This window comes from Streptomyces sp. NPDC048604, from assembly GCF_043199435.1.
Taxonomy (GTDB): Bacteria; Actinomycetota; Actinomycetes; order Streptomycetales; family Streptomycetaceae; genus Streptomyces.
The window spans coordinates 1-2,034 of the sequence record NZ_JBICVX010000040.1 but is presented as its reverse complement, the minus strand read 5'-3'; the positions used below and the strand labels follow the sequence as shown (position 1 = coordinate 2,034).

At 72.9% G+C, this 2,034-nt stretch carries 1 protein-coding gene; it reads right to left on the bottom strand.

The features are described from left to right. Window positions 1-94: 94 nt before the first annotated feature. Window positions 95-1,852 carry a beta-galactosidase gene (locus ACGFMM_RS35740; RefSeq protein WP_393650659.1) on the bottom strand — a complete coding sequence of 586 codons (1,758 nt, stop codon included), beginning with the start codon at window positions 1,850-1,852 and terminating at the stop codon, window positions 95-97. Window positions 1,853-2,034 lie beyond the last annotated feature (182 nt).

The window sequence follows — 2,034 nt, the reverse complement described above, 5'->3', positions numbered from 1 at the left end:
CGCCCCCCCCCCCCCCCCGGCCCCGGCCCCGCGGGGCGGGGGGGCGCCCGGGGCGGGCCCCCGGGGCGGGGCGGCCGCCCCCCGCGCCGGCGCCTCAGTCCTCGGCGGGTCCGAGGTCGGGCGTCCCGCGGAGCTCGACCGTGCGACCCGTGGAGCCGTGCAGTTCGAGGACGGTGATCTCGTTGCGCCCTGCTCGCAGGACCGGGGCGGGGACGTAGAGCGTGGTCTGCGGTCCTCGGGACCAGTAGCGGCCGAGCGCGAAGCCGTTGATCCACACGAGGCCCTTGGTCCAGCCGTCCAGGGCGAGGTAGCCGTCGGCCGGGTGGGCGATGTCCACGTGTCCGCGGTGGAAGGCCGGTCCGACCGGGGGCGCGGTGGGGTCCAGTGCCGTGTAGGACGGCGCGCTCGGGTCGTTCAGCGGCAGCGGACTGCTGGACCAGTCCACGAGGGGCAGGCCGTTGGCGGTGACGGCGCCGAGCAGTCCCTTGCGGTCGTGCATGGCCGGGCCGTAGTTGACGCGGCCCTGGTTCTCCACGAGCACGGCCAGGCGGGCGCCCCGCCGGGGTACGAAGAAGGTCAGTGCGTGCTCGTGGTTCTCCCGCTCCAGGGCGCCGACCGGCTGCCCGTCGACGAACACCTGGGCGCGGTCGCGCACCTCGTCGACGTGGAGCACGGTGCGGCCGGCGTCCGGGAGGGTCGTCTCGTACAGGACGAAACCGAAGGACTGGCCGAGCTGTTCCATGGTGACCGGACGGTCGGCGTGCACCGCGGGGCCGGCGAGCCGCTCGGCCTGGTCCAGGAGACCGGCGCAGGCGGTGAGTTCGCCGACGGCCCCGGCCAGCTTGGGCGCGGGGGCGGGCACCGGCTCGTCGGGGACGGGGGCGTACCGCGCGATGACCTCGCGGAACGCCGTGTACTTGGGGCCGGGGTCACCGGCCTCGTCCAGCGGGGCATCGTAGTCGTACGAGGTGACGGTGGGCCGGTACGTCCCCTTGTCGTTGGCGCCGTTCGTGAAGCCGAAGTTGGTGCCGCCGTGGAACATGTAGAGGTTGACCGAGGCGCCGGCCGCCAGCAGCCGGTCGAGGTCGGCCGCAGCGTCCTCCGCGCTCCGGGTGACATGGGTGCCGCCCCAACGGTCGAACCAGCCGATCCAGAACTCGGAGCACATCAGCGGGCCTTCGGGCTGTTGCTCGCGCAGTGCCGCCAGCCCCGACTCCACGCGGCTGCCGAAGTTGACCGTGCGCAGGACTCCGTCGAGTCCGCCGCGCTTGAGGTCGGAGGGCTGGTCGCAGGTGAACAGGGGGACGTCGACGCCGTGCCGGTGCAGCAGTTCGGCCAGGTCGGCGAGATAGCCGGAGTCGTCACCGTAGGCCCCGTACTCGTTCTCCAGCTGGACGGCGATGACGGGACCGCCGCGCGTCGCGAGGGAGGGACCGACGGCCGCCAGGAGCGATGCGAGGTAGTCGTCCACGGCCTTCAGGTAGCGGGGATCGCGGCTGCGCAGTTCGATGTCCTCGTCCGCGAGCAGCCACGAGGGCAGGCCGCCGCCTTCCCATTCGGCGCATATGTACGGGCCGGGCCGGAGCAGGACGTGCAGTCCCTCGGCGGCGGCGAGGTCGAGGAAGCGGGGAAGGTCGAGACCTCCGTCCAGCCGGAATTCACCGGGCCGGGGGGCGTGGAGGTTCCAGGGGACGTAGGTCTCGACCGTGTTGAGCCCCAGCAGCCGCGCCTTGTGGAGCCGGTCGGCCCACTGCTCCGGGTGGACGCGGAAGTAGTGCAGTCCGCCGGAGATGATGCGGAACGGACGGTCGTCGAGACGGAAGCCGTCTGCGGCGATCTCCAGTCGAGGCATGGCTGTGGTGCTCCTAGCGTTGGGTGCTGGGTGTGTCGGTCAGTTCAGCGGGCGGCAGAGGAGGGCGTCGGGGGCTCCGCCGTGGTTCCACTTCCAGGTGTAGGCGACGCCGGCGAGGTACTCGTCGTCCCTGCACTGGCCCTTGTAGGCGCCGGGGGCCCAGTCGCTCTTCACCGAGCCGC

Coding starts and splice junctions, on each gene's coding strand:
- ACGFMM_RS35740 (WP_393650659.1), bottom strand. CDS start 1,852: ATGCCTCGACTGGAGATCGCCGCAGACGGCTTCCGTCTCGACGACCGT.